Raw genomic sequence first — 3,941 nt, 5'->3', positions numbered from 1 at the left:
GGCTTGAATGAATTGTTAGGCCGCCGCGCTTGCACTGGCAATCTCCAGCGCCCGAGCGACCGTGAGCTGCCCATTGATCTCTGGATCGGTGCATTCGGCAAGGTCTGAAGCAATGTCCTCGCCCGATAATTGCACACGATCCGCCATTTGAAGCGCGTCTGCAGTGTAGGCTAACTCCAAGGCAGTAAGCTGCCCACTCGCGAAGAGCCTGCAGAGTGTTCCGAGCACCGCACGGTCTACCAGCAGGTCGGTGTCCTCCGTGACTTGGACCGGAGCAACGCCACCTTGAGGCCCGAGCCCGAGGGAATGCATTGCGAGCTCTCCGGCGATCTCCGCCGAATATTCAGCGGCAGATATGTGGCCGGACTTTAGCTTGGCGATGGAACTCAGCTTCATGCGGCCTAACGCCTGAGTTAAGCCGCGTCGCGGAGCGACGTCGGCTTGAATGAGTTGTTAGGCCGGACGCTAAGCCCCGGAAGAGCGCTTTGCAAGCCATGGCTGGCTGAAAAAGTCGTGCCCGCGCAGCGCGGTGCCGCGGCGACCCACGAGAGCCCGCCCTAGACAGTGGGCACTAGGCGAATCCGATCCGGGCACCACAGCCCACACCAGCCAGATGCCGCCAGCGCGGGCGGCGAGGACTACCGCTGCACTAGCCGAAGCCCAGAAACGATAACGGCCCGCGAACGGACCGAAGCAAACCAAGAATTCTCAGGCCTAACACCTGAGTTAAGCCGCGCCGCGAAGCGGCGTCGGCTTGAATGAATTGTTAGGGCGCACCCGCTGCCTCACCTCTGATGGATATCTATCACGTGCATAGGCTGGAACCATAGCTCCATGCCAGCCTGCAGCCGGTCTGTGCAGTGTGGGTCGTTGTCTAGCGCGCCCCGGTACCAGCCCGCCTGGCACTCCAAGACCTGTACCCACATGCGCTCGCCGTGCTCGACCTCCTCGCCGGAGGCGTCAGGGGCCAGGATGTAGAACCGGAGCTTAGCTATGTCGCCGGGTGCGAGCCCACGGCGGGCTTCTGCAGGTGGGATCCAGAACGACTCCGGGCTCTCGGCATGGGCCTCTTCGCCGTCCGATAGCCACCAGCCGTCGTGTTCTCTTGTTGCGAGTCGCGGTGTGCTCACCTGTGCGCCCTAACGCCTGAGTTAAGCCGCGTCGCGGAGCGACGTCGGCTTGAATGAGTAGTTAGGCCCAACGCCGAGGCAGAAGCTAAGACCCGCGAACAACCCGGCGAGTGTGCCCTCAAGTAGCTGCCCGAGATAGAACCCGTCTGATAAGACTAAGCCGAGCAGTTGGTAGTACAGATTACCGGATAAGACTGCCGCAAGAAGTATGGTGCTCCAACTTAGCCAGTTGCGACTACGCAGAAGAAGCACAACGGGAATAAGTAGTACGACGATCCCAACCAGAGCGATGCCGTAAACGAGCAGGGCCACTTGCCACCCAATGCGGAGAAGGAATAAAGGCGGCTCACCGGTGCCAATATACAAGCCAAATACGGCAGCAGCTGGCGCAAGAAGCAGGCCAAAGATCAATGGGCGCCGGTGCAGAGGATGCGTCATTGAGGGCCTAACGCCTGAGTTAAGCCGCGTCGCGGAGCGACGTCGGCTTGAATGATTGGTTAGGCGCCATTTAACGGCCTGCCCGACCAGACACGCAAGTACTCATCACACGCCCAAGCCTTTGTGAACCAGCATGCGTGGACGGCCACATAGGTTCCTGGTCTTGAGCAGATGCCAGTAGAAGTGCACTTGCCGGAGAAAGTGACCGCCTTGCCTGGGTCCAGCTTTGCGCCGTGGATCATGAGCGCGAACCCGTCCGGCGAGTCCGGATAAGACTCCGGCGATGTATCACGAACTACATGGAATGTGAGGTAGGGATCGAGATAGAGAATGGGCCTAGCGCCAGAGTTGCGCAGCTCAATCACGTACTCGCCAGTAGCCCGGTCGTAGGAGATGACGGTCAGCGATGCGGCATCGGTGACGGGCGGCAGTGTTGCGCAGCCTGATGTAGCAGCGGCGAGCATGGCGATTGCCACAACGTTTCGCATGGCGCCTAACGCCTGAGTTAAGCCGCGTCGCGGAGCGACGTCGGCTTGAATGAGTTGTTAGGCCGGACGCTAAGCCCCGGAAGAGCGCTTTGCAAGCTGGGGCTGGCTGAAAAAGTCGTGCCCGCGCAACGAGATGCCGCGGCGACTCGCGCGAACCCGCCCTGGACAGCCGGCTCTCGCCGGGCTCGATCCGAGCGCCACGGCCAAGACCTGCCGGATGCCAGTGGCGCGGGCGGCGAGGACTACCGCTGCACTAGCCGAAGCCCGGAAACAAGAACGGCCCGCGAACGGGCCGAAGCAGACCAAGCAATCTCAGGCCTAACGCCTGAGTTAAGCCGCGTCGCGGAGCGACGTCGGCTTGAATGATTGGTTAGGCCGCCCCATCAGTGGGTTACAGTCGCGTGGAAAGTTCAACTCTTCCATGCGCTCCCATTGAGAGTTAGGCAGTTTTACGAACCTCTTTATATCGAACAGTCCGGTGGTTTTGAGGTCGAAGATAATTTCGATTCTAGCGGCGTAGTCGAAGCGCTCGTCGCCATAATCCTCATATAGATTCACACGAACAAAATGAGGGAAGCTTCGCGCGTCGTGATCCCAGGATCCAGATGCAGAAATGTGGTCTATCGAATGAGACCCAACGATCCTAGTGGCGCAGGGCGGCAGCGAATTAGTTGTGTTGCCAGCCTTGAAAGCGATGACCGGCGAGCTGGTTTCGAGCCCTTCAATGTGCAAATAGGTTTTACCGAATGATGGGGGAATGGCCCGGAGTGCGCCATCTTCACCGATAGCCAGGTCGCGCTCTCCCTTCGCGCACGACGTGGCTGCAGCCAAGACCAAAAGTATTGCAGCGGAGCGTCCTCTCATCTGGCCTAACGCCTGAGTTAAGCCGCGTCGCGGAGCGACGTCGGCTTGAATGATTAGTTAGGCGCCATGCTGCTGCACCGAAACTGCCTTAGCAAGATGGGCCTCAACTGCTGCGATAGTTGGAAAAGCGAGGTTGCCCTGGATGAATCGAATCTCCGGGAGCACCTGCAGGAGAGTTGGGCGCTGCGGGGCTGGCGCAAGCTGGTACTTGCCACTACCGACAACAAACCGACTGTGAAAATTGGGTGTGAGCCAGTCGGGCTCAAGTGCCTTACCAAGGTCGTCCCAGAACAGCCAGACACCCTCTTCCACATCTATTCCCTCGCAGTGGGCGACGGCCTCTTCAGCCGAGTCGAACAGGAGCAAAGACATGTCATCGGTATCAACTGCGAAGATCATCGCGCCTAACGCCTGAGTTAAGCCGCCGCCGCAGCGGAAGCGTGGTTTTCGCCGCGCTGCCGGACGGCGGTCGGCTTGAACGATTTGTTAGGCCCAGACGTTACGGCGGGGCCCGCCACCGTGCAACCGCCGATGCCCTGCCCCGGGCTGGACGCCAGGACTGAGCGAAGCCCGCCGCTGGCAGCCCCGCGCACGTGACAAGCCAGACCGAAGCCCGCGGGTGACGCCCGCGCCACGACATTGCCAGCACGCCCGCGAGGCAACCGCCCAAATGATGGCTCCTCGAGCGCCAACGATCCGGTAGCCAGTAGCCCCACGCGCCGGATGCTGGCAGCGCGGGCAACGAGGACGACCACTGCGGACACTCCGAAGCCCAGAAGCAGCAACGGCCCGCGAACGGGCCGAAGCAACCTAGACCGATACAGGCCTAACACCTGAATTAAGCCGAGTCGCGAAGCGGCTTCGGCTTGAATGAATAGTTAGACCGCGGCGGCGATGGACTGACCGACTGTGGCCTTGCCGAAAGACTCTACCGCGGGCCTTGCCGAAAGCGCTCGATGCGCGGTGCGGGGCGAAGCGAAGTTGCATGGCACGACACTAGCGATCCGCGCTTGACCCACGA

Annotated in this window: 5 protein-coding genes; all 5 read right to left on the bottom strand. The window is 60.7% G+C overall.

Translation table 11 applies throughout. The annotated features are described in order from the left end of the window. Positions 1 to 15: 15 nt before the first annotated feature. Positions 16 to 396 carry a hypothetical protein gene (locus N790_RS04320; RefSeq protein ID WP_043801238.1) on the bottom strand — a complete coding sequence of 127 codons (381 nt, stop codon included), beginning with the start codon at positions 394 to 396 and terminating at the stop codon, positions 16 to 18. Between the two features lie 389 nt (positions 397 to 785). Continuing rightward, the gene (locus N790_RS04315) at positions 786 to 1,130 is read right to left on the bottom strand and encodes a hypothetical protein (protein ID WP_043801235.1); all 345 of its coding nucleotides are present in this window, start codon (positions 1,128 to 1,130) and stop codon (positions 786 to 788) included. Between the two features lie 497 nt (positions 1,131 to 1,627). Continuing rightward, positions 1,628 to 2,056, bottom strand: coding sequence for a hypothetical protein (locus N790_RS15875; RefSeq protein ID WP_156969926.1), 429 nt, complete (start codon positions 2,054 to 2,056; stop codon positions 1,628 to 1,630). A 330-nt stretch (positions 2,057 to 2,386) separates the two neighbouring features. Continuing rightward, entirely contained in the window at positions 2,387 to 2,887 is a 501-nt protein-coding gene (locus N790_RS15870) for a hypothetical protein (protein ID WP_156969925.1), read from the bottom strand. 90 nt (positions 2,888 to 2,977) lie between these two features. Next, positions 2,978 to 3,319 carry a hypothetical protein gene (locus N790_RS04310; protein WP_043801232.1) on the bottom strand — a complete coding sequence of 114 codons (342 nt, stop codon included), beginning with the start codon at positions 3,317 to 3,319 and terminating at the stop codon, positions 2,978 to 2,980. Positions 3,320 to 3,941: the final 622 nt, after the last annotated feature.

This window comes from Arenimonas malthae CC-JY-1, assembly GCF_000747075.1.
In the GTDB taxonomy this organism is placed as follows: Bacteria; Pseudomonadota; Gammaproteobacteria; order Xanthomonadales; family Xanthomonadaceae; genus Arenimonas; species Arenimonas malthae.
This window is presented reverse-complemented; position numbering and strand designations above follow the sequence as displayed.

Bases quoted from the DNA above. Each gene is read 5' to 3' on its own strand.
- N790_RS04310 (WP_043801232.1), bottom strand. From the start codon at position 3,319: ATGATCTTCGCAGTTGATACCGATGACATGTCTTTGCTCCTGTTCGAC.
- N790_RS04320 (WP_043801238.1), bottom strand. From the start codon at position 396: ATGAAGCTGAGTTCCATCGCCAAGCTAAAGTCCGGCCACATATCTGCC.
- N790_RS15875 (WP_156969926.1), bottom strand. From the start codon at position 2,056: ATGCGAAACGTTGTGGCAATCGCCATGCTCGCCGCTGCTACATCAGGC.